This window comes from Pseudomonas sp. TE31087, assembly GCF_057284075.1.
On sequence record NZ_JBXVNN010000001.1, the window covers coordinates 715,164 to 736,591 of the forward strand.

Annotated in this window: 16 protein-coding genes, 1 pseudogene and 1 riboswitch; of the genes and pseudogenes, 8 read left to right on the forward strand and 9 right to left on the reverse strand. The window is 66.0% G+C overall.

The window, feature by feature from the left end:
* Window positions 1-41: 41 nt before the first annotated feature.
* A riboswitch (cobalamin riboswitch) is annotated at window positions 42-246 on the reverse strand.
* A gap of 173 nt (window positions 247-419) precedes the next feature.
* The 6 genes and pseudogenes from ACZ899_RS03375 to ACZ899_RS03400 form a co-directional block, all read right to left on the reverse strand.
* Window positions 420-989 (reverse strand): GNAT family N-acetyltransferase, encoded by a 570-nt coding sequence (locus ACZ899_RS03375; RefSeq protein ID WP_203652316.1) that lies wholly within the window; start codon window positions 987-989, stop codon window positions 420-422.
* Between the two features lie 78 nt (window positions 990-1,067).
* Window positions 1,068-1,412 carry a carboxymuconolactone decarboxylase family protein gene (locus ACZ899_RS03380; RefSeq protein ID WP_198742706.1) on the reverse strand — a complete coding sequence of 115 codons (345 nt, stop codon included), beginning with the start codon at window positions 1,410-1,412 and terminating at the stop codon, window positions 1,068-1,070.
* 112 nt (window positions 1,413-1,524) lie between these two features.
* A complete protein-coding gene (locus ACZ899_RS03385; protein ID WP_234560703.1) occupies window positions 1,525-2,298 on the reverse strand; it encodes a hypothetical protein in 774 nt (257 codons plus the stop codon).
* 64 nt (window positions 2,299-2,362) lie between these two features.
* Window positions 2,363-3,620, reverse strand: a pseudogene (locus ACZ899_RS03390) (bifunctional O-acetylhomoserine aminocarboxypropyltransferase/cysteine synthase).
* Window positions 3,621-3,695: 75 nt separating this feature from the next.
* Window positions 3,696-4,661, reverse strand: a complete 966-nt coding sequence (locus tag ACZ899_RS03395) for an SCO family protein (RefSeq protein ID WP_232855590.1) — start codon at window positions 4,659-4,661, stop codon at window positions 3,696-3,698.
* Between the two features lie 91 nt (window positions 4,662-4,752).
* Entirely contained in the window at window positions 4,753-8,148 is a 3,396-nt protein-coding gene (locus ACZ899_RS03400; RefSeq protein ID WP_232855589.1) for an Ig-like domain-containing protein, read from the reverse strand.
* 244 nt (window positions 8,149-8,392) lie between these two features.
* Between ACZ899_RS03400 and ACZ899_RS03405 the strand changes: the two genes are divergently transcribed.
* Window positions 8,393-9,139 (forward strand): sulfite exporter TauE/SafE family protein, encoded by a 747-nt coding sequence (locus ACZ899_RS03405; RefSeq protein WP_186734299.1) that lies wholly within the window; start codon window positions 8,393-8,395, stop codon window positions 9,137-9,139.
* A gap of 283 nt (window positions 9,140-9,422) precedes the next feature.
* Window positions 9,423-10,163 (forward strand): hypothetical protein, encoded by a 741-nt coding sequence (locus ACZ899_RS03410; RefSeq protein ID WP_234560702.1) that lies wholly within the window; start codon window positions 9,423-9,425, stop codon window positions 10,161-10,163.
* Window positions 10,164-10,207: 44 nt separating this feature from the next.
* On the opposite strand, the gene ACZ899_RS03415 is transcribed toward ACZ899_RS03410, so the two are convergent.
* Window positions 10,208-11,626, reverse strand: coding sequence for an aminotransferase-like domain-containing protein (locus tag ACZ899_RS03415; RefSeq protein ID WP_234560701.1), 1,419 nt, complete (start codon window positions 11,624-11,626; stop codon window positions 10,208-10,210).
* 413 nt (window positions 11,627-12,039) lie between these two features.
* On the opposite strand from ACZ899_RS03415, the gene ACZ899_RS03420 reads away from it, so the two are divergent.
* On the forward strand, window positions 12,040-13,449 hold the full coding sequence (locus tag ACZ899_RS03420) for an amino acid permease (protein WP_234560700.1): 1,410 nt from the start codon (window positions 12,040-12,042) through the stop codon (window positions 13,447-13,449).
* A 153-nt stretch (window positions 13,450-13,602) separates the two neighbouring features.
* The gene (gene tam / locus ACZ899_RS03425; RefSeq protein ID WP_234560699.1) at window positions 13,603-14,379 is read left to right on the forward strand and encodes a trans-aconitate 2-methyltransferase; all 777 of its coding nucleotides are present in this window, start codon (window positions 13,603-13,605) and stop codon (window positions 14,377-14,379) included.
* Here tam and ACZ899_RS03430 read toward each other — a convergent pair.
* Window positions 14,356-14,730: a DUF2784 domain-containing protein gene (locus ACZ899_RS03430; protein WP_234560698.1), complete on the reverse strand. Its 375-nt coding sequence runs from the start codon at window positions 14,728-14,730 to the stop codon at window positions 14,356-14,358. The two genes, tam and ACZ899_RS03430, sit on opposite strands and share 24 nt — an antisense overlap.
* A 935-nt stretch (window positions 14,731-15,665) precedes the next feature.
* Window positions 15,666-16,535, reverse strand: a complete 870-nt coding sequence (locus ACZ899_RS03435) for a LysR substrate-binding domain-containing protein (protein ID WP_234563099.1) — start codon at window positions 16,533-16,535, stop codon at window positions 15,666-15,668.
* Between the two features lie 245 nt (window positions 16,536-16,780).
* Between ACZ899_RS03435 and ACZ899_RS03440 the strand changes: the two genes are divergently transcribed.
* The 4 genes from ACZ899_RS03440 (at window position 16,781) to ACZ899_RS03455 (ending at window position 21,363) form a co-directional block, all read left to right on the forward strand.
* Window positions 16,781-18,097 (forward strand): MFS transporter, encoded by a 1,317-nt coding sequence (locus ACZ899_RS03440; protein ID WP_234563100.1) that lies wholly within the window; start codon window positions 16,781-16,783, stop codon window positions 18,095-18,097.
* Between the two features lie 14 nt (window positions 18,098-18,111).
* Window positions 18,112-19,503: an FAD-dependent oxidoreductase gene (locus ACZ899_RS03445; RefSeq protein WP_234563101.1), complete on the forward strand. Its 1,392-nt coding sequence runs from the start codon at window positions 18,112-18,114 to the stop codon at window positions 19,501-19,503.
* Between the two features lie 118 nt (window positions 19,504-19,621).
* Entirely contained in the window at window positions 19,622-20,332 is a 711-nt protein-coding gene (locus ACZ899_RS03450; protein ID WP_023631852.1) for a YebC/PmpR family DNA-binding transcriptional regulator, read from the forward strand.
* Between the two features lie 86 nt (window positions 20,333-20,418).
* Window positions 20,419-21,363 (forward strand): LysR family transcriptional regulator, encoded by a 945-nt coding sequence (locus tag ACZ899_RS03455; RefSeq protein WP_234563102.1) that lies wholly within the window; start codon window positions 20,419-20,421, stop codon window positions 21,361-21,363.
* Window positions 21,364-21,428 lie beyond the last annotated feature (65 nt).

The window sequence follows — 21,428 nt, forward strand, 5'->3', positions numbered from 1 at the left end:
AGGCGCGCGCGGATACCGGCCTGCGCCCGCCCACCGCGGGTTGCCAAATGAAGCCTCAGGCCGGTCTCCGGGCTTGCGAGGAGCATGAAGCCTTCACCTTCCCATGCGTGCGCACAGTGGTCTGTCGAAGGATTCGCTCGCTTACCGTTGCGGGGGCAGCGCCGGACTTGTCGTGACAACGACGCACCGGCTTCCCGTTTCACCCTGCGCGCGGCGGCGCAGGACACCTGAAACTGGCGCGCATCTGACCATCGAACGGGTGGCGAGTCAATCGCCTGGGTGGCAGGAAAATATCTGGTGGGGCAATGGGTTAGCTGCAATTGCGTTGTCGCTGATCGCGGGGCAAGCCCGCTCCCACGGCGATACCCTGGCAGCTCCAGGCAATCGGATCGTGGGAGCGGGCTTGCCCCGCGATGGGTTCAGCGCCCGCGCCGACGCGAAACTCGCGCCTCGATATTCTTGCGTCCGATCAGCAGCGCCGGCTTTTCCACCACCGGCTCGTCGGCCAGCCACTTGTACATCACCAGGCAGTCCACCAGGCCCAGCTCGGCATGGCGGTAAGCCCTGGGCAGGCGGCCGACGGTCTCGAAGCCGAGCTTGTGCCACAGCGCCACCGCCACCTCGTTGCTGGCCACCACCGAATTGAACTGCAGGGCCAGGAAGCCCTCCTGGCGCGCCAGCTTCTGCGAGTGCTCGCACATCAGCCTGGCCACGCCCCGGCCGCGGGCCTGCTCGCAGACCATGTAGCCGCAGTTGCCGACATGCCCGCCGGGGCCGGCGGCATTGGCCTTGAGGAAGTAGGAGCCGAGCAGCACGCCGTCGTCCTCGGCCACCAGGGTGCGCAACGGGGTTTCCAGCCACAACCGACGCGCCTGGTCGACGTCCAGGGCCGGGTCGAAGGCGTAGGTCTGGCGGGCCTGGACAATGGCCTGGAAGGTCGGCCAGAAGCGTTCGAAGTCTTCCGGGGTCATGGGGCGGATCTGGATCATGGTGGTTCCTGCACGGGCTGAACCGCCAAGTCTGGGTGTCGCGGCGCCGTCGCGCAAGGGCGGCGGCGCCATGAAGTTTCAGGCGCCAGTCTTGCCCACGGCGTCCAGCGCCCTGGCCGAGTAGACCAGCGCGGCGCCGGCGTTCATTGCCACCGCCACGCCCAGGGCCTCGGCGATCTCCTCGCGGGTGGCGCCGTGCTTGACCGCCTGCTGCGAATGCACGGCAATGCAGCCGTCGCAGCGGGTGGTGACGGCGACGGCCAATGAGATCAGCTCACGGGTCTTGGCGTCCAGGTGATTGGTCTTGGCCCCGGCGCCGCTGGCGGTCGCGTAGCCGGCCACGGTATCGGGTGAGAGTTGCTTGAGATCGCCGATGCCGGCCATCAACTGCTTACGGTAGGCGTCCCAGTCCATCATGCTCATCGTCTTCACCTTGTCAGGTTGGCAACAGGAGCATTCAGGCTAGTCGATATTTCGCTGGAGGGGCTGGCCCCAGGGAGGATGGATCAAACCCGGGACCTGTTCGAATCACTGGTCAATCAGTCGGTACCCGGCGCAGCGCCGCCGCCAACGCTACGGTCAGTGCCACTGCCAGGCCCATGGCGAGGCCGATGGTCACGGCAACCCCCAATCGCTCCAGCAACCCCGCCATCGCCAGGTAGAATGCAATCACTCCCAGCGCACCAATGGCATTGCCCCGCACCATCGCCGCCATCCCGGCTCGGCCGCCCTGCACATGGGCGAACACCACCAGCGGCCAGGCGATCACCGGTATTGGCGCCAGCATGCCGCTGGTGGCCGGCCCCAGCCAGCTGGCCAGGCTGGTGGTGATCATCAGCAGCGAGGTGGCCGATACCATGCGCAAGGGAATCTCCCAATACCGCTGTCGGGGACGGGCGAGGGTGTCGGGCCTGGGCTCGCGGCCACTGGCACGGATCAGCACGCCGATCAGCAGCAGCGCCACGGCCACCGACAGGTAAAGCCCACCCCAGTGGGTGAAGGCATAGGCCGCCAGGCCGTAGAACAGGATCGCCAGCAGCACGGCCGGGGCGATATCGACCCTGCGCGTGGCGAACAGGTAGAAGGCGTAGGTGGCCTGCACCGCCGCCAACCCACCCAGCGCGCCGGGCACCGCGCCCAGGGCGAAGCCCGTGCCTTGCTCCAGGCACAGGAAGGTCATCACCAGGGCCGAGGTGATCGGCAGACCGGACAGCAGCCCGCCGAGCAGTCCGCCCCAGCGCCGCGAGGCGAGGGAGATGGCCCACATCAGCAGCGGGGTGACCAGGAGTTTCAGGTAGAAAAGGGTCATTACGCGAGGTTCCGGTTCTGCAGGGTACGCGCCCGCCGTCGGCATTGGGTGGGGCGCGGGTCGATCAGCCGCGGCTGGCCTCAAGGGCCTGGGCGAGGTCGGCGATGATGTCGTCGCTGTGCTCGATGCCGATCGACAGGCGCACCATGTCGCGCGGTACGCCGGCCTTCTCCAGCTCTTCGTCGTTGAGTTGACGATGGGTGGTGGAGGCGGGGTGGCAGGCCAGCGACTTGGCGTCGCCGATGTTGACCAGGCGCACCACCAGTTGCAGCGCATCGATGAAGCGCGCCCCGGCGGCCTGGCCGCCCTTGATGCCGAACGACAGGATCGCCGCCGGCTTGCCGCCGGTGTAGCGCCGGGCCAGTTGGTGCTCGGGGTGGTCGGGCAGGCCGGCATATTTCACCCAGGCCACCTGGTCGTGTTCCTGCAGGTAGCGGGCGACCTTGAGCGCATTCTCGGTATGGCGCTCCATGCGCAGGGCCAGGGTCTCCAGGCCTTGCAGGATCAGGAAGGCATTGAATGGCGACAGCGCGGCGCCGGTGTTGCGCAGCGGCACCACGCGGCAGCGACCGATGAAGGCGGCGGGGCCGAAGGCTTCGGTGTAGGTGACGCCGTGGTAGGACGGGTCGGGAGTATTGAGCAGGGCGAAACGCTGCTTGTGGTCGGCCCAGGGGAATGTGCCCGAGTCGATGACGATGCCGCCGATGCTGGTGCCGTGGCCGCCGATGTACTTGGTCAGCGAGTGCACGACGATATCGGCGCCGTGCTCGAACGGGCGGCAGAGAATCGGCGTGGCCACGGTGTTGTCGACGATCAGCGGCACGCCATGGCGGTGGGCTGCCTCGGCCAGCGCGGCGATATCGACGATGTTGCCGGCGGGGTTGCCGATCGACTCGCAGAACACTGCCTTGGTGCGCGCGTCGATCAGGGCCTCGAGGGCGGCGATGTCGTCGTGGGCGGCGAAGCGGGTGGTGATGCCCATGCGCGGCAGGGTGTGGGCCAGCAGGTTGTAGGTGCCGCCGTATGTTGTCACCAGCTTCGGCGACGGTCTGGATGGCGTAGGTGATGGCGGCCATGCCCGAGGCCACGGCCAGCGCGCCGACCCCGCCCTCGAGGGCGGCCATGCGTTGCTCGAGGACGTCGTTGGTGGGGTTCATGATGCGCGAGTAGATGTTGCCCGCGACCTTGAGGTCGAACAGGTCGGCGCCGTGCTGGGTGTCGTCGAAGGCGAAAGAGGTGGTCTGGTAGATCGGCACGGCCACTGCCTTGGTGGTCGGGTCGGGGCTGAAGCCCGCGTGGATGGCGAGTGTTTCCAGCTTCATGCGGTCGTTCCTTGAGCGTGGGATGGAAGCGGTTGAGCATGGGCTGGGGCGGCGCTGGCGGTCAAGGGTCGAGATTCAACGTTGCGCCGAGGGCACCTGGCGCCGTTGTGTTTCTTCCTCGAGATAGCTGATCAGCGCGGCCACCTCGGTTTCCCCCAGGCGCATGTTGGGCATCGCCAGCTGGTTGTACTGCGCGTACAACAGCATTGCCAGCGGGTCTTGCTCCGCCAGCATCCGATCCGGCTCCTTCAGCCAGCGCTTGAGCCACTGTTCATCCCGCTGACGGGTCACCCCCAGCAGGTCCGGGCCGATGCCACGGGTGGCACCGGGCTCGGCATCACCCAGGGTATGGCATGACGAGCAGCGGGTACGGAACAGTTGTTCGCCGGCGCTCGGCGGGCGGATATCCGGGGCCTGGGTGTAGTCGCGGCGCTGGGCGCTGGCGGTCTTCCAGTTGTGCAGGCTGTTGGCCAGGCGGTCGGCGAGGATGTACGGGCTTTCGAAGGGCGAGGCCTTCATCCAGCGGCCGGTGGCCTGGTTGCCGATGATCAGGCTGAGGTTGTGGTCCTTGCTGCGGCCGTTCTCCAGGCCCTCGATGTACAGCCCGAGGCTGCGGCGCAGTTGCTCGATGTCGGCGGCTTCGCCAGTGAGCAAGGTCCAGCCGGGGCCGATGGCGAACTTCTCGGCGTAGCGCTTGAGGGTGGCGGGGGTGTCGTTGTAGGGGTCGATGCTGATCGAGTAGATGAAGATGTCCTGGCCGACGCGCTCGCCCAGCAGCTTCTGCACCTGGCGCAGGCGCGCGGTTTCCACCGGGCAGGAGTCGCCGCAGCCGGTGAAGATGAAGTTGATGGCCACCACCTTGTCCTTGATCAGGTCGTCGAAGAAGCGCACCTGTTGGCCGTCCTGGGTGAGCAGGGGGATGTTGGGGAAGTAGTCGGCGCCCCAGGGTGTGGAGGGCGTTGCGCGGGTGCTGGGGGGGAGCGACCAGGCAAGGCTGAGGGGGAGCAGCAGCAGGAGCAGCAGGCGGCAGAGGCGGGGCATGGTTCTACCCTCTGGTCAGGGGACAGGCAAGGACAGCGTGGGGGCGGGCAAGCCCGCTCCCACGCCAATCCCCAGTGTGGTCTTGGCGATATCAACGGATACTCAGCGGCACCGTCACGCTCTGCCCCAGCGCCGACTTCACCGTCACCGCCGGTGGCGAGGCCGGGCCGCTGCCAGTAGTGGTCACCGACAACTTCCAGCGCGCGCCGCTGCCGCTGGTGGTCAGGGTCGCCAGGCCCAGGTCGAGCGGCCCGCTGGTGGTGTTGGTGGAGACCCGGATACTGTTGCCGGCGGCCACCGAGGTGGTCCCGGCGATTTCCCAGGTCCAGCGGCTGTTGCTGCGCAACTGTACCGTGGCGCTGCTGACCTGGATCTGGTCCATCGGTACCGCCGGCGAGACCGCAATGCTCACCGTGGCCGGCGCCAGCGACTCGAGGCCCTTGGCGTCGCGCGCGGCATAGGTGAAGCTGGCGGTGAATGCCGTGGCGACCGTGGCCGGGGGGGTATAGGTCAGCTGGGTGCCGTTGCTGCTCACCGTGCCCTGGCCGGAGTCGGGCTGAGCCAGGCTGCTGATGCTCAGCGGCAGGTTGCCGTCGGGATCGGTGTCGTTGGCCAGCACGTTGAGCACGATCGGCTTGCCGGCCATGGTCGCGGCGCTGTCGTTCACCGCCACCGGCGGCTTGTTGCTGTCGTTGCCGGGGCCACTGCTGGCAGTGCGGAAGGTCGGCAGGGCGGCGGAGTTGATGTATTCCACGCCATCCCAGCCGGGCAGCGGCGTCGGCATCATCTGGAACTGGCCGGGGTGTTCCAGGTCCCAGCGCAGCAGCATCGAGGTGTCCTCGTGCTGGGTGTTGTGGCAGTGCTCCATGTAGGTGCCGGCGAACTCGCGGAAGCGAATGGCCATTTCCACTTCTTCCGACGAATCAGCATCCGCGCCGATGCGGTACACGTCCTTGCGCGCCCATTTTTCCCATTCCGGCGGCGCCTTGCCGTCGCGGCTGAGGATCACCCCTTCCTCGAAGTGCACGTGCACCGGGTGGCTCCAGCCGTTGCCGCCGTTCTTGATCTTCCACACTTCCAGGGTGCCATCGCCGCTGAAGCCAGCGTCGGTGGCTTCGTTGGCCAGTTGCGGGGCGGCGCTGATACGCCGTGGGTCCATGGTGAAGCCAAAGCCGCCGTCGGTCTTGATGGTCCAGGGCGTGCTGTCGGTGCCGTCGGAGCGGCCGAAGATGAACTCGCGGTGGCGAGCGGCCTTGATCTTGACCTGATCGCTGGCGCTGTTGCGGTCGATGGGCAGGGGGATCATCGCCAGGCCAGCAGCCTTGCCGGGCTTGGCCGGTTCATACAGGCTCGGGTCCATGCTGACGTCCTGGCCGGTGTAGGGCTGCACGATCAGTTGCATGAACTTGCCGACCACCGGGTCGCCGCCATCCCATTCCGGGCCGTTGCTGGTCTGCTTGATCACAGGCTTGTACTTGCCCGACAGCACGTCGGCCAGGGCGATGGGCTGTTTCGGGCCCTTGCCGGTCTCGTGTTCCATGAGGTTGACGAAGTACAGCTTGTCGCCGACCTTGATCCCGTTCCTGGCGAAATTGATGATGATGTCGTAGCGCTCGGCGATGCCCTGCAGCGGCATGATGGCGTTGTTGTCCTGCAGGTTGCCGTCACCGTTGAGGTCCAGGGTGCCGTCGAACGGCACGGCGTGTTCCATGATGTTGCCGTCGTTGGCGATCATGTGGAACGGCACCCGGGCGTAGGAAAGGTTGGAGCCGGTCGGGCCCTTGAACTCGCCGCTGGTGCCGGCGATTTCACGCACCACGGCGAACTTGAAGTAACGCGACACCGAGCCGTTGAGAATGCGGAAGCGGTAGCTGCGCGCGCGCACCTTGAGCTTGGGCTGGTACTGCCAGTTGACCAGGATCTGGTCGCCGAGGAAGCCGTCGGTGTTGAACGGGTTGAACCACAGCTGGCCGTTGGCATCCCAGGCCTTGTCGGCGATCACCAGGTTGACGTCATAGTCGCGGTTGCCCCACGGCATCGCCGCGCCGCTGGGAAAACGCAGGTTGACGCCGTCCTGCAGGGCCTCGTTGCCGCGGTCGATGGCCGAGTAGTAGTTCATCATCACCGCGTTGCCCTTGTAGACGTTCTGCGCGGTGAAGTCGAGCATGTGGTCGTGGAACCAGTGGGTGCTCATGGTCTCGCGCCAGTCGCCGCGTATCTTGATGCTGCCGTTCTCGCAGGTCTTCAGGCCTGGTGAGGCGTCGTTGACGTACAGGGTTTCGCCCGGCGCGCAGGGGAAGGCGGCGCGCGGGTCCTGGGCACGGGTGTTGATGGTGTCGTAGCCGGCCAGCTGGATCGGCCAGCGGTAGTCGTAATACTGGCCGGGGAAGAAGTAGGCATTGGCGAAGCCGTCGCTCTCGGCCGGCGAGTGGCCGTTATGCTCGTGGGTGGAGATGGTGTGCAGGCCGAAGCCGTTGTTGGCCGATGGGTCGATCGGCAGGGCGTTGTAGTGGCGCATCAGTACCGGCTGGCCGTAGCGCACCATCAGCAGCTTGACCGGGAAGGTGCCGTCGAAGGTCCACAGCGCCTTGTGGCCCTGCAGGGGCATTTTCGGGTGGAAGCGCGTGTCGATGCCCTTGGTGGTGCCCAGGGTGGTGGGGATGTCGGAGGTCTGGTAGTACAGCCCGCCCGGGGCGAATTCACCCTTGGCGTAGTTGTGCAATTGCTTGCGGTCGCGCAGGCCCTGGTTGATGCGCGCCCCGGCCTGGGCGGTCTTGAACGCGGCCTGGGGGTAGAACTCGTTCCAGCGCTGGTGCGACCAGCCCTTTCCTGGCGGCCGGCCTTCGGCGGGCGAGCCGACCCCGCTGCGGTTGAGGAACATCTCGATCTGCGCCTTCCACGGGTTGCGGTCGAGCACGTTGGCGTACTGCGACGGGAACGGCGTCAGCCCCGGCTGGGTCAGGAACGCTTCCAGGGCGTTGCCGTTGGGGCTGCTGCGGGCGGCGTAGTCGGGGTCCTGGGCGGGGGCCGCGCCGATCACGGGCGGCGGGAAGGTCATGGCGTAGGGCGGGGTGGCCGGGTCGAGTTTCTCCGGGCCGAATTCTTCGAACAGCAGCAGCTGCTGAGTGAACGGCTCGGCGCCGAACAAGGGGCTGGGCTTGCCGTTGGTGGGGTACTTGCGCGAAGTCTGCAACGCAGGGGGCAGCACGTTGTTGCTGGTCACGGTGGCGCGGGTGCCGTAGACGCCATTGGTCAGCTCCAGCGAGCCTTCGTTGGCCTCGGGCATCGACTTCAGGGCCTCCAGTGCCGCCGCCTGGGCCGCTGGCGTGGCGGGCGGGTCGCTGTACGCGGAAGGATCGGTAGGAGGTGGCTGGCTCACGTCGTCGAGCGACCCGGCGACCGCGCTGGCCAGCCCCAGGCTGAGCAGCAGTGCCGTGAGGGAGGACAACCTGGACACCTGGGTCGATGTTGCAGCTGGTTTCTTCATTGCCGTATGCCCCGTGTTGTGCAGACTGGCATCTGTTGCCACTCGAGGAGCGGCGATGTGCCTTGAACAGAGGTCAGCAACGGCTGTGCCAAGCGGTAAATGGCCAAACGCCAGTTGTTTCAAGATGTTGCAGTGTTGCGAACGAGAAACGCTCAAGGTGTTGCCGCAAACCTGGGGCTGGACACCCATTGCTGGGTGGGGAATGCTCCCCAGCCGATGTCATCGATCGTCGCAGGGGGCCCACATGGATCCGCTCTATCTCATCGCCCTTGGCGCCATCGTCGCCGGTTTCGTCCAGGGTCTGTCGGGCTTTGCCTTCGGCATGGTGGCCATGTCGTTCTGGGCCTGGGGGCTGGAGCCACGGGTGGCGGCGGTGCTGACCGTGTTCGGTAGCCTTACCGGGCAGTTGATCGCCGTGTTCAGCGTGCGCCGGGGCTTCAGCTGGACGCTGCTGTGGCCCTTCGTGCTGGGCGGGCTGGCGGGGATTCCACTGGGCGTGTGGGTGCTGCCTTACCTGGACATGCTGTGGTTCAAGGCGGTGTTCGGCACGCTGCTGGTGGTGTGGTGCCCACTGATGCTGCTGGCGCCGCGCCTGCCGCGTCTGCAGGGCGGGCGCCTGGCCGATGGCGCGGTGGGCATGGTCGGTGGGGTGCTGGGCGGCATCGGTGGCTTTACCGGCACGGTGCCGACGCTCTGGTGCACCCTGCGCGGGTTCGAGCGCGACACCCAGCGGGCGGTGATCCAGAACTTCAACCTGTCGATGCTGGCGGTGACCATGCTCACCTACCTGGGCAGCGGACTGGTGACCCCGGCGTTGCTGCCGGCGTTCGCGGTAGTGGCGTTGGCGATGGCAGTGCCGACGCTGCTGGGTACGCGCCTGTACCTGGGGATCAGTGAACTGGCGTTTCGCCGGATCGTGCTGGGGCTGCTGACCCTGTCCGGGGTGGCGATGCTGGTGGTCGCGGTACCGGGGTTGCTGGCGCGGGGCTGATGCGGCCGATCACTCTCCCCTGTAGGAGCGGCCTTGCCGAGGCGTCGGACCGGTCGGAAAGGGGTGCGAAGCGCCCCCAAGATTTGTGCCTCAAGCTGATATCGCCGGGGCCGCTTTGCGGCCCTTTCGCGACACAAGGCCGCTCCTACAGGGAAACGCTTACATTTCGGTCATCGCACAAGACCGCTTCATCACACGCAGCCAACCCTTGCCCGAACCCGGTGTTCTTGGCACCCTTGCCTGCCTTGCCTCTCGTCACGCCCGTAAACAAGGAACCCTCAAGGTGAATTGGGAAAAAGTCGGTAAATCCCTGGTGGGCCTGCTGGCCCTGGTCACCGTCGCCGCCGCGCTCTATGCGGTGCTGCGCGACGACGACCGCCTGCAGGCGCGCCTGACCTACGCCCATCTCACCTATCCGGGCCAGTTCAGCGAGCGTATCAGCCAGGCCAACGACCTGCTCAAGTACGAGCGGCTGCACACGCAGATCAGCGAGATCGGCGCTGGTTCCCTCAGCCATCCGCAGATCGACAAGCTGGTCGATCTGGCCCAGGCCCCGTATCTGCAGCTGTTTGCCAGGCCGTTCGAGGCCGGATTGGTGGATCACCGCACCGGCCTGCTCATCGAGCTGTACAACCCCGCGCAGGCGCCGCTCAAGGCCGTGCACATCCGTTTGCCGGCCAAAGGCCTGGTGCAGGTGCGCGACGCCGCCGGCAATGACACGCTGGTGCCGACGCCCACCAGCAGCATCGACCTGCCGGCCATCGACGGGGTGAGCGAGAGCAAGGTCTGGGTGTACTTCGACGCCGACTACTCGCAGATCCGCCAGGGCGGCATCAGCATCCGCGATGCCGACGGCAGCGCCGATATCCAGGTGACCCGCGAGGTGGTGGGGTTCCCGGCGCTCCTGGCGCGCTACAGCCAGCTGGTGGCGGCGGTGTTTGCCGGGCTGGTGCTGGGGTTGCTGGCGTTGGCGTATGCGTGGCTGGGGCGGAGCAGGGCTGCGGGTGTTTCGCACTCTCTTTAGGTGAGTGCGCCGGGCTAGTTCCGCGCTTATGAGAAGTGTTGACTTCAACCTCGGCGAACGTGCTTGACCAACACCTTCTCCAGCAACTCCCACATCGCCGGATCGGTACTGAACGCCACATTGAAGCGCATCCAGCCGGTGGCCTTGGCATCGACCATGAATAGTTGCCCGGGCCCGAGCATGATGCCTTTCTCCAGGGCATCATCCAGCAGCGCGGCGCTGTCGGGGATCGCCGGATGGCGGGTCCAGATGTACATCCCCTCATCCGATTCGATGAACAGCTCGAAGCCCAGCCGGTGCAGGTGCCGGCCGACTTCCTGGTGCGCCTCGGCCAGGCGCTGGCGCAGGCGCTTGAGGTGCTTGCGCCAGCGACCGTCGATGATCGCGGCGTATACCACCCGTTCCATCACCTGCGAAGTGGTCAGGCCCGAGCGCATCTTCAGGTGCAGCAGTTGCTGGGTCAGTTCGGGGTTGGCCAGCAGGTAGCCGACCCGCACGTTGGGTGAAATGCTTTTCGAGTAGCTGCCCACGTACACCACCTGCTGCAAGTGGTCGAGGCTGGCCAGGCAGGGCAGCGGGTCGGCGATCATGTCGGCGTAGAGGTTGTTCTCCACCAGGCGGAAACCATGCTGGCTGGCCAGTTGCAGCAAACGGTGCAGCTGCGCCAGCGGAGTGCGCGAGCAGGTCGGGCTGTGCAGGTGCGGCTGGGTGAAGAACGCCGTGGGGCGGTGGTGGACCAGCAGGCGCTCGAGCTGGTCGAGGTCGTAGCCGGCCGGAGTGCGAGGCACGCCCACCAGGGTGGCGCCCTGGGTGCGCAGGATGCTCATCAGGTTGGGGTAGCCGGGGTCGTCCACCAGCACTACGTCGCCGGGACGTACCAGGGTGCGCACGGCCAGGTCCAGGGCCTGGCTGGCGCCGTGGGTGAGCATCAGCTGCGCCGGGTTGGCGACGATCGACAGTTCCTGCTGCAGGTTCTGCGCGGTCAGCGCACGCAGCTCCGGCAGGCCCAGGGGGTCGCCGTAGCCGGACAGCTCCAGCGGGCTGCCGGCCACCTGGCGCAGGCCGCGGCGCAGGCCCTCCTCGTACATCCAGTCGTTGGGCAGCCAGCCGCAACCCGGCTTGAATGGCAACTGGCGGATCTCGAAGATCTGCTGCAGGTACCACTCGGAATTGAAGGTGGGGCGGCTGGTGTCGACTTCGACGTTGTGCTTGTCCAGCAACTCGTTCGCCGCACGATTGACGAAGAACCCTGCATTGCCCTTGCTCACCAGCAACCCTTGGGCCACCAGGCGGTCATAGGCTTCGACCACGGTGAAGGTGCTCACCGAGTAGGTCGAGGCGAACGCCCGGATCGACGGGACCTTGGCCCCGGGCTTGAGGGTCTGGTCGTCGATCAGCGCGCGCAGCCCGTCGATGATCTGGTTGACCAGCGGGGTGGAGGAGTCCGGATGGAGCTGGAGCATTCGGGTGCCTGCAGGGGGTATCGCGGGTGTATTGCATCGGCGGCCTGTACAGTGCAGTGCGATTTTCATGCCGCTGTGCATGGCCCTATGTGTTCGACATTTTTACATTACGTGTCAGATATAGCCAACACAGCACGTACCAGCGCCATGAATAATCACAACATCGCTGCTTTGCCGTCGGGGTTTGCCCCGCACCTTCCTTTCGCCTGGCCGGACGCTTCTCGTCCGTCCCCAGCATGGTTCAGTTCGTCCAGAGGGTTGCCTCTGGCCGCGTAAGCAGGCCGCCACGGATGGCCTGCGTGTGCTCCGCACACCTCCCTGCCCGCAGTAGCACTGATGTACAGGTGAGACCGATAACCATCGGGGTTTCACAGTTTTTCCTTGGATAAAAAGAAGCACGGGGTAAATAACTGATGGACGCAACATCCACATCCACCACCGCGAAGGATGGGCACGAGAGCAAGCTCAGTGCCTCGCTCAAGTCGCGCCACCTGACGATGATGTCGATCGCCGGGGTGATCGGCGGCGCCTTGTTTGTCGGTTCCGGCAGCGTGATCCACAGCGCCGGCCCGGCCGCCGTGCTGGCCTATCTCGCCGGCGGCATCCTGGTGGTGCTGATCATGCGCATGCTCGGCGAAATGGCGACCTCCTCGCCGGACACCGGCTCGTTCTCCACCTACGCCGACCGCGCCATTGGCCGTTGGGCCGGTTTCACCATCGGCTGGCTGTACTGGTGGTACTGGGTGATCCTCATGGCCTGGGAGGCCTACGTGGCGGGCAAGATCCTGCACGGTTTCTTCCCCGACGTGAGCGTCAACGTGTTCGTGCTGGCCACGACGCTGCTGCTGATCACCGTCAACTTCTTCAACGTCAAGCACTACGGCGAGTTCGAGTTCTGGTTCGCGCTGATCAAGGTGGTGGCGATCGTCTGCTTCCTGGTGGTGTGCACCGCCGCGGTGATGAACATCTGGCAGTTCGGCGAAGTGCGCGGTATCACTCATTTGACTGCCGAAGGCTTCATGCCCAACGGCATCACCACGGTGATCGGGGCCTTGCTGGGGGTGATGTTTGCCTTCCTTGGCGCCGAGATCGTCACCATCGCGGCCTCCGAGGCGAAGGATCCGGCCACCCAGATCGTCAAGGCGACCAACTCGGTGGTGTGGCGGGTGTGCCTGTTCTATGTCGGCTCGATCTTCCTGATCGTCTGCCTGGTGCCGTGGAACGACCCGCACCTGGGCGTTTCCGGCTATGGTGCCTACCGCCGTACCCTGGAGCTGCTGGGCGTGCCGTATGCCGAGTTGCTGATGAACTTCGTGGTGCTGACTTCGGTGAGCAGCTGCCTGATCTCCGGCCACTACACCGCCTCGCGCATGCTGTTCTCCCTGGCCCAGCGCGGCGACGCGCCGCGCCTGTTCAAGTACACCCGCACCGGTACCGGCGTGCCGGTGAATGCGATCATCGGCTCGTGCCTGGTGGCGGTGTTCTGCGCGCTGATCAACTTCAGCGACACCCTGCGGCCGAAGGACGTGCTGGAAACCCTGATGAACACCACCGGCATGATCGCCCTGCTGGTGTACCTGGTGATCGCCTTCTCGCAGTTGCGCATGCGCCGCAAGCTGATCGCCGAGGGCAAGGAAGTGCGCCTGAAGATGTGGCTGTTCCCGTGGCTGACCTACCTGGTGATCCTGTTCATCGTGGCGGCCCTGGTGACCATGGCCTTCATGCCTGACTACCAGATCCTGGTGATTTCCACCGGCATCGCCGCGGCGATCGTGGTGGCGATGGGCGTGGTGCACCAGATCCGTACCGCCACGCGTCACTGATCGCGGCAGTGCCTCCGGCAACGGCCGGTCCCTTTTAAGGGATCGGCCGTTTTCATTTGTGGGCATCGCCTCCTTTGCCAGTCAGATCATCCTTACGTTGCTACATGCCGACATGGCTTATGCTGCACACAATTGCCCTACAAGGAGTCGCCCATGGCCTGGTCCGCCACCCAGTATTCGTTGTTCGAAGACGAACGCACCCGCGCCGTGCGCGATCTGCTGGCTGCCGTGCCGGCGCGTCCGGTGCGGCATGCCACGGACCTGGGCTGCGGCCCGGGCAACTCTACCGAGGTATTGCTGCAGCGCTGTCCGGATGCCCAGGTCCTCGCCCTGGACAGCGATCCGGACATGATCGGCAAGGCCCGGCAGCGGCCACGCCTGAGCATTCCGCGGGTGCGCTGCGAGATTGGCGAGATTGCCAGCTGGACGGCCCACGAGCCCCAGGACCTGATCCTTGCCAACGCGTCGCTGCAGTGGGTGCCGGATCATGCCAGCCTTTACCCGCATCTGGTGCGGCAATTGGGCGATGGCGCCAGCCTGGCCGTGCAGACCCCCGATAACCTCGACGAGCCGGCGCACCGCCGGTTGCGCGAGATCGCCAGCCAGGGGCCCTGGGCCGGGAAGTTCGCCGATTTCAGCCTGCCGCCGCGGCACAACGCCGGCTTCTACTACGACCTGCTCAGCCCGCTGTGTGCGCGGGTGGATGTGTGGCGCACCACCTATCACCACCCGCTGGAAGGTGGTGCCGAGGCGGTGGTGGAGTGGTTCAAGGGCTCGGCGCTGCGGCCTTACCTGGCGCGGCTGGATGAGCAGGAGCAGACGAGTTTCCTGCAGCTTTACCTGCAGGCCATGCAGCGTGACTATCCGCCGGCCAGCGATGGCAGGGTGTTGTTGCCGTTCCCGCGGTTATTCGTGGTGGCGACGCGCTAGGCGCCAGATCACGCAGGCGTAGACCCCCAGGTTGAGCAGCAGCACGACGGTGCCCAGCCACAGCTGGATCTGTGGGGTCAGGCCGGCGGGGTAGATCACTGGCCAGATGTAGTGTTCGACGAAACCGCCGTGGTAGCCGGCGTCGCCGGCGGCGGTGCGCAGGTGGTTTTCCCAGTCGGTCAGGGGGCACTCCAGGTGCAGGCCTTCCACGGCCAGGCCCCAGGCGAGGGCGGGGAGGTGGATCAGCAGGGCGCGGCGGCGCCAGAGCACCAGCAGGCCGCCGAACAGGACCAGCAGGATGAACGAGAGGTGGAACAGGACCAGGGTGTCGGCGGCCAGGCGGTAGAACATGGTGGGTGGGGCCTTGCTGTTGGAGATGGGTTAGTTTGTCATGGTTTTTTGATTCTGGGTTTCTGGGTTTCTGGGTTTTTGAGGCTGGGCGGTAGTTGTTTTGATAGTTGTATGCGCGTTCATTTGCGATGTCGACGCTTATTCACCTTTCCGCCCTTACGGCGGGTTACTTTGGTCGTGGCCAAAGTAACCAAAGCCGTTGCGCTCCATTCATCCGGCCCTACGCTTCGCTCCGGGTTCCCTCACTCCGGCCTTGCTCCCGGGAGGACCGCGCTGCAGGGCCCATCCTGGGCCCCAGCGCTTGACGGGCATCCATGCCCGTCACCTCCCTCCGCAAGTCCTGCGTTCGGCCTCCTGAAGTCGCGAAGTTACGGGCGGCGCCTGGATTGGCGCAGCTGTCGCTAGTTGGTTTTTAATGAATCTCTCGATTGTTTCGCGGGGCAAGCCCGCTCCCACGCAATAGTCGCCGTTATATAAAACCCTGTAGGAGCGGGCTTGCCCCGCGAAAGGGCCGGAACAGCCAATACATAACTAATGGTCAAACAACTAACTTCGCGTTTCTCGCTCTTGCTCTTGCTTCTAAGCGCGCAATAGTTCAGGCAACACCAATTGCGACTTCAGGAGGCCGAGCGGAGTTCTTGCGAAGGGAGGTGACGGCCATGGATGGCCGTCAAGCGCTGCGCCCCAGGATGGGGCGTTCAGCGCGGTCCTCCCGGGAGCAAGAACGGAGCGAGGGAACCCCGGAGCGCAGCGTAGGGGCCGGATGAACGGAGCGGGGCGGCTTTGGTTACTTTGGCCAAGACCAAAGTAACCCGCCGTAAGGGCGGAAAGGTGCCTAAATGTCGTTATATTCTACGAATGCGCATACAAAAACCAAAACAATCACCAAAGACCCAGACCCAGACCCAGACCCAGACCCAGACCCAGACCCACCCCTAAATCCCCTCCAAAACCATCTCCAAAAACGTAGCCACCACCCGCCGCGTCCTCTGCTCACTCAAACAAACCAGCGTCTCAGTCAAATGCCGCCGACAATCCACAATCGGCAAAGCACAAACCCGCGCATCAGCCCCAAACTCCGCCGCCGAAACAACCCCAACGCCAATCCCCACCACCACCGCCTCCCGCGCCGCCTCACGCCCCTCGACCTGGATCGCCGGCCGGATCCGCAACCCGGCCCGTTGCATTTCCTCCTCCAGCGTCTGCCGCGTCACCGACCCCGGCTCACGCAGCACCAACGGCGTGTCATCCAGGTCCACCAGGTTGATCTGCCCCCGGCTGGCCCACGGATGGTTGTGCGAAACGAACGCCACCATCGGGTCACGCCGCATCGGCACGCAGAACAACCGCTCATCATCGACATCGCGCCCGAGCAGGGCCAGGTCCGCCTGGTAGCTGAACAGCCGGGCCAGCGACTCGTCGGTATTGCCGGTCTCGATCTTCACCTGGATCCCCGGATAGCGCTGGCAGAACCGGGCGATCTGCGGCAGCACGTGCACCGGCGCGTCCACCGCCAGGGTCAGGCTGCCGGTGTGCAGGGCGCGGGAGTCCTGCAGCAGCTCCACGGCCTCGGCCTCACAGGCGAACAGACGCTGGGTCACGCCCAGCAAGCGCTCGCCCAGGTCGGTCAGCTGCACCGAGCGCTTGTTGCGCTGGAACAGCAGCACACCGAAGCGCTCCTCGAGCTTGCGCACCTGATCGGACACCGCCGGCTGGGTCAAAAACAGCTTCTGCGCCGCACGGGTGAAGCTGCCCTGTTCGGCGACTGCATGAAAGGCCTTGAGTTGAGCATGGGAGACCGACATCGAACACTCCGCTTACAAGCTGGGCTTATGTGTGAAATACGATAAATCGATTTTATTTATCAGTCAGCAGCTGTTTCCATGTGTTTCAACCCGGCTGCGCCGCCACGAGCGGCGCCATGTCGGCCATGGCGGCACCACCGCCATCTGACCAGGTGACGTCCCTCCGTCACGCAGTGCGCAACACAACAACAAGACAGGCGTTTCTTCACATTCTGCCGGCACACTCAAGCAAGAGGTCAGAGTCAATGAATCAATCCCTGGGCGCTATCAAACGCTGGCGCGTGCAGATCTTCGCGATTACCTGGCTGGCCTACGCCGCCTTCTACTTCACCCGCAAAGCCTTCTCGGTGGCCAAGCTCGGCATCGGCGAGGATCCGAATTTCATGCTCGACAAGGCCGCCATGGCCAACCTCGATGCGATCTACCTGGCCGCCTACGCCGTGGGCCAGTTCACCTGGGGCATGCTCGCCGACCGCTTTGGCCCCCGTGTGGTGGTGCTGGGCGGGCTGCTGATCTCGGCGGCGGCCGCGGTGGTGATGGGCAGCTACGCGACCTTCCCGATCTTCGCCACCTGCATGCTGATCCAGGGGCTGGCGCAGTCCACCGGCTGGGCGGGGCTGTGCAAGAACATCGGCAGTTTCTTCCCGGCCTCCCAGCGCGGACGGGTGCTGGGGCTGTGGAGTTCGTGCTACGCCTTCGGCGGCCTGGTGGCCTCGCCGTTCGCCGGCTGGTGGGCCTACACCCTGGTCGGCACCTGGCATGCGGCGTTCTTCTCCAGCGCCGTGGTGGTGGCCGTGGTGGCGGTGCTGTTCTTCATCTTCCAGCGCAACAAGCCCGAGGACGTCGGCTTGCCGGCGGTAGAGCCCGAGCCGCAGAGCATGGCCCCGGGGGGCAATTTGTGCAGCGTGTGGGCGCCGCTGCGCGAGATCCTGCGCAACCGCACGGTGCTGACCCTGGGCCTGGCCTACTTCATGCTCAAACCTGCGCGCTACGCCATCCTGCTGTGGGGCCCGGTGATCGTCTTCGAGCAGATGCCGTCGGTGGGCAAGGTCGGCGCGGCGATCATTCCCACGGCCTTCGAACTGGCCGGGTTGCTCGGGCCGATCCTCATCGGCCTGGCCTCGGACAAACTGTTCGGCGCCCGGCGCATGCCGGCCTGCGTGATCAGCCTGGTGCTGCTGACCCTGACCCTGGCCGGTTTCATGGCGGCGATGCACAGCGGCAGCGTGCTGCTGGTGGTGGCCCTGCTGTTTGTGATGGGCCTGACCCTGTATGGCCCGGACTCGATGATCAGCGGCGCCGCGGCCATCGACTTCGGCACGGCCAAGGCCGGCGCCACCGCGGCCGGCTTCGTCAATGGCTGCGGCTCGGTGGGTGCGGTGCTCGGCGGCCTGCTGCCCGGTTACTTCGACAGCGTCACGGTGTTTATCGTCTTCGCCGGCACGGCGCTGTTCTCCGCCCTGGTGCTGCTGCCGCACTGGAACAGCCGCCCGGCAACAGCACCCCAGGCCACCGATGTGGCACCCAACACCAGCATGGCGATCAAGCCACTGCGTACCTAAAGGAAAGCAAGTAGATGAGACCCTTCTGGCTGCAACAGGCCCTGGACCAGGAAGACCAGGCGCCGTGCCCGCCGCTTGCCGGCGACGTGCGCTGCGACGTGTGCATCGTCGGCGGTGGCTACACCGGCTTGTGGACCGCGCTGATGATCAAGGAACAGGCGCCGCAGCTGGAGGTGCTGCTGCTCGAGGCGGACATCTGCGGCGCCGGGGCCAGCGGGCGCAACGGTGGCTGCGCGCTGTCCTGGTCGGCCAAGTACTTCACCCTCGAGCGATTGTTCGGGGTGGCCGAGGCGGTGCGCCTGGTGCGCGAGTCCGAGCGCAGCATCGGCGCCATCGGCGAGTTCTGCGCGGCCAACGGTATCCGCTGCGACTACCGCATGGACGGCACCCTCTACACCGCCACCAACCAGGCCCAGCTCGGCGGCACCGATGCGGTGATCGCAGCGCTGGAGCAACAGGGTATCAACTCGTTCCAGCACCTGGCACTGGAGCAGGTGCAGCGTCTGGCCGGTTCCGAACGGCATCTGGAGGGCTGGTATTCGCCGGCCGCGGCCACGGTGCAGCCGGGGCGGCTGGTGCGCGGCCTGCGCCGGGTGGCCTTGCAGCGTGGCGTGCGCATCCACGAGGGCACGGCGATGACCGGCCTGGAGCATGGCGCGCCGGTGCAGGTGCGCACCCGCGCCGGCACCGTTCGCGCCGACCGTGTGGTGCTGGGTCTCAATGCCTGGATGGCGCGGGCCTTCCCGCAGTTCGGGCGCAGCGTGGCGATCGTCTCCAGCGACATGGTGATCACCGAGCCGTGCCCCGAACTGCTGGGTCGGATCGGCCTGGACAGCGGCGTCAGTGTGCTCGACTCGCGGATCTTCGTGCACTACTACCACAACACTTCCGATGGCCGGCTGATGCTCGGCAAGGGCGGCAATACCTTTGCCTACGGCGGGCGCATGCTACCGGTGTTCGACCAGCCGTCGCCGTACCAGCCGCTGCTGCGCGAAAGCCTGGCCGAGTTCTTCCCGGCGCTGGCCGAGGTGCCGCTGGCGGCCAGTTGGAACGGGCCGTCGGACCGCTCGGTGACCGGGCTGCCGTTCTTCGGTCGGCTCGATGGGCAGGGCAACGTGTTCTACGGCTTCGGTTACTCCGGCAGCGGGGTGGGGCCGTGCCACATGGGCGGGCAGATCCTGTCGTCGCTGGCACTGGGGCTGGACAACGCCTGGACCCGCTCGCCGCTGGTCAAGGGGCCGCTGGGGCAGTTCCCGCCGGAACCGGTGCGCTACCTGGGCTCGTTGCTGGTGCGCGATGCCATCCGCCGCAAGGAGCGCGCCGAAGACTGCGGTGTGCGGCCGCGCCGGCTGGACGTGCGCCTGGCGAAGTTCGCGGCGGCGGCGGGGAAGGCGGACAAGGGCTGAGCTCCCATGTGGGTTATGCGATTTCTTGTCGAACCCGGTGCGCAGGGCGTATAAACTCTCCCCACTTTATTAAGGCCGGTCGCTTCCTGAACCGGCCGCGGAAACAAAGAGAGTCGATATGGGCGCACAGTGGAAAGCCAAACATAGAGAAACAGCGGCCAATGCCAAAGGCAAGATCATGGGCAAGCTGGCCAAGGAGATCCAGATCGCTGCCAAGTCCGGTGCCGACCCGGACATGAACCCGCGCCTGCGCCTGGCCATCGTCCAGGCCAAGAAAGCCTCGATGACCCGTGAGACCCTGGAGCGTGCGATCAAGAAAGGCGCAGGCCTGGACGGCGAGGCCGTGCAGTACCATGCGGTCAGCTATGAAGGCTTCGCCCCGCACCAGGTGCCGCTGATCGTCGAGTGCCTGACCGACAACGTCAACCGTACCGTGGCGCAGATCCGCGTGCTGTTCCGCAAGGGTCAGCTGGGTGCCAGCGGTTCGGTGGCCTGGGACTTCAACCATGTCGGCCTGATCGAGGCTACCCCGGAAGGCGACGCCGACCCGGAAATGGCGGCCATCGAAGCCGGTGCCCAGGACTTCGAGGATGGCGAGGAAGAGGGTTCGACCCTGTTCATCACCGACACCACCGACCTCGATGCCGTGCAGAAGGCCTTGCCGGAGCATGGCTTCACCGTCACCTCGGCGAAGATCGGCTACACCCCGAAGAACCCGGTGAGCGCAGCCAGCCTGAGCGCCGAAGCGCTGGCCGAGGTCGAGGCCTTCCTCGAGGCGATCGACGAGAACGAAGACGTGCAGAACGTCTATGTCGGCCTGACCGACTGATCCGCGCGTCATCCTCGCGGGGCAAGCCCACTCCCAGCACATCTGTGGGAGCGGGCTTGCCCCGCGATCATTTCCGGACCTGCGCCATGCACCCCACCTTCGCCTCCCTCAGCCTCGCCCACCTGCGCACCCTCGACTGCCTCCTGCAACTGAAGAACCTCAGCCACGCCGCCGAGCGCCTGGGCTGCAGCCAATCGGCCCTGAGCCGCCAGCTGGCCAGTCTGCGCGAGGCCTTCGACGATCAGTTGCTGGTGCGCCAAGGCCGCGGCTATGTGCTCAGCGAGCACGCCGAGACGCTGGTCGAGCCGTTGCGCCAGGTGCTGGAGGAACTCAACGCCCTGCGCCAGCCCGCGGCGTTCGATCCGGCGCGCTGCGAGCGACGCTTCTGCCTCGCCGCCTCCGACTACGTGGCCGAGCACATGCTGCCGCAGCTGGTCGCGGTGCTGGAGCAGGAAGCGCCGGGCGTGTCGCTGGAGTACCGCACCTGGCAGGCTGGGCAGTACGCCTTGCTCGCCAGCGGCGAGATCGACCTGGCCACCACGTTGTTCGACGAATCGCCGCCCAACCTGCACGGCCGGCTGCTGGGCGAGGACCGGGCGGTGTGCCTGATGCGCCATGACCATCCGCTGAGCACCCGCGCCGAGCTGAGCCAGGACGACTACCTGGCCTTCAAGCATGTGCGGGTGTCCGGGGGCGGAGACAAGGACAGCTTCATCGACCGTCATTTGCGCGCCCAGGGGCTGCAGCGGCGCATCAGCCTGGAGGTGCCGTTCTTCAGTGCCATGGTCCAGGTGCTCGGCAATGGCCAGGCCCTGGCTACAGTGCCCGAGCACATCGCCCGGCAACTGGCGCGGCTGCACGGCCTGAGCTGGCGGCCGATGGGCTTCATCGACCACACCCAGCGCTACTGGGTGGTGTGGCACCAGCGCCTGCAGGCCTCGGCCGAGCACCGCTGGCTGCGCAACCGGGTATTCGAGGTGTGGCGCCAGTCGCAGTTCGGCGTGCAAGGTGGGCATGCGCCTTCGCCATAGCAGCTATGCGCGAAGCGGGGTTATTCGCAAGCCGGCAGGCGCCTAGACTGCGGGCATTGTGTTGC

What these genes read in the sequence shown, in the direction of transcription:
- ACZ899_RS03375 (WP_203652316.1), bottom strand. Translation starts at nt 989, where the DNA reads ATGATCCAGATCCGCCCCATGACCCCGGAAGACTTCGAACGCTTCTGG.
- ACZ899_RS03380 (WP_198742706.1), bottom strand. Translation starts at nt 1,412, where the DNA reads ATGAGCATGATGGACTGGGACGCCTACCGTAAGCAGTTGATGGCCGGC.
- ACZ899_RS03385 (WP_234560703.1), bottom strand. Translation starts at nt 2,298, where the DNA reads ATGACCCTTTTCTACCTGAAACTCCTGGTCACCCCGCTGCTGATGTGG.
- ACZ899_RS03395 (WP_232855590.1), bottom strand. Translation starts at nt 4,661, where the DNA reads ATGCCCCGCCTCTGCCGCCTGCTGCTCCTGCTGCTGCTCCCCCTCAGC.
- ACZ899_RS03400 (WP_232855589.1), bottom strand. Translation starts at nt 8,148, where the DNA reads ATGAAGAAACCAGCTGCAACATCGACCCAGGTGTCCAGGTTGTCCTCC.
- ACZ899_RS03405 (WP_186734299.1), top strand. Translation starts at nt 8,393, where the DNA reads ATGGATCCGCTCTATCTCATCGCCCTTGGCGCCATCGTCGCCGGTTTC.
- ACZ899_RS03415 (WP_234560701.1), bottom strand. Translation starts at nt 11,626, where the DNA reads ATGCTCCAGCTCCATCCGGACTCCTCCACCCCGCTGGTCAACCAGATC.
- ACZ899_RS03420 (WP_234560700.1), top strand. Translation starts at nt 12,040, where the DNA reads ATGGACGCAACATCCACATCCACCACCGCGAAGGATGGGCACGAGAGC.
- tam (WP_234560699.1), top strand. Translation starts at nt 13,603, where the DNA reads ATGGCCTGGTCCGCCACCCAGTATTCGTTGTTCGAAGACGAACGCACC.
- ACZ899_RS03430 (WP_234560698.1), bottom strand. Translation starts at nt 14,730, where the DNA reads ATGTTCTACCGCCTGGCCGCCGACACCCTGGTCCTGTTCCACCTCTCG.
- ACZ899_RS03435 (WP_234563099.1), bottom strand. Translation starts at nt 16,535, where the DNA reads ATGTCGGTCTCCCATGCTCAACTCAAGGCCTTTCATGCAGTCGCCGAA.
- ACZ899_RS03440 (WP_234563100.1), top strand. Translation starts at nt 16,781, where the DNA reads ATGAATCAATCCCTGGGCGCTATCAAACGCTGGCGCGTGCAGATCTTC.
- ACZ899_RS03445 (WP_234563101.1), top strand. Translation starts at nt 18,112, where the DNA reads ATGAGACCCTTCTGGCTGCAACAGGCCCTGGACCAGGAAGACCAGGCG.
- ACZ899_RS03450 (WP_023631852.1), top strand. Translation starts at nt 19,622, where the DNA reads ATGGGCGCACAGTGGAAAGCCAAACATAGAGAAACAGCGGCCAATGCC.
- ACZ899_RS03455 (WP_234563102.1), top strand. Translation starts at nt 20,419, where the DNA reads ATGCACCCCACCTTCGCCTCCCTCAGCCTCGCCCACCTGCGCACCCTC.